Source organism: Vibrio sp. 10N.222.46.A1 (assembly GCF_041473595.1).
Lineage (GTDB): Bacteria > Pseudomonadota > Gammaproteobacteria > Enterobacterales > Vibrionaceae > Vibrio > Vibrio tasmaniensis_A.
In genome coordinates this window covers 1-619 of record NZ_JBFRSN010001065.1, presented here as the reverse complement: position 1 = coordinate 619, position 619 = coordinate 1, and the positions used below count along the sequence as shown (strand labels likewise).

The following is a 619-nucleotide window of genomic DNA, read 5'->3' as shown; positions in this document are numbered from 1 at the left end:
AACATATGTTTACTCTTCGCTCGCAAATCACTCAACTTCCTTGTGTATATAGACTTTATAGGAAGGTAATTCGCTTTATTTCCTACATTTCAATTTTAAGCACTTCGCTTTACTTTAAGGTAATGCGCTTTATTTCAGAAAGGACGGCTTTGCGAAGGTCGGATAGTTTTACTTTTCGCTCACTATGCCAAGGCATAGGACGCAGCAATGTCATGGCTTTTAAGCCCAGTCTCGCTGTGAGGATACCGACACCGAGCCCCTGCCCTGCTCGAGCTGAGACTTTACCTGCAAGATCCATCGAGACTAAGTCCATGCTCGCATCAATCGCCAGCTCACTTGCACCGGCCGCTGCCATGTTGATTAAGACCAACTTGAACAATTTAATTCGAGACCAGTAGCCCAGTTCAATGCCATACACATCAGCAAGCTTGTCTATCATAGTGAAATTTCGCCAAGCCACCAGCAACATATCTGCTGCCGCCAATGGGCTCACAGCAACCAAAGCCGCGGATTCGGTAGAGAACTTAGTGACGATCTGAGTAGCTACCTTATCTTGCTGACTCACGACCAACGCATCGTACATATCCAACACTTCAGCATCGCTGTGCGCTGGGTTAAT

At 46.5% G+C, this 619-nt stretch carries 1 protein-coding gene; it reads right to left on the bottom strand.

Annotated elements, in window-relative coordinates; translation table 11 throughout:
- Positions 1-109: 109 nt before the first annotated feature.
- A partial coding sequence (locus AB4496_RS23765; protein WP_372132224.1) for a TIGR01620 family protein occupies positions 110-619 on the bottom strand: 510 nt, incomplete at its 5' end.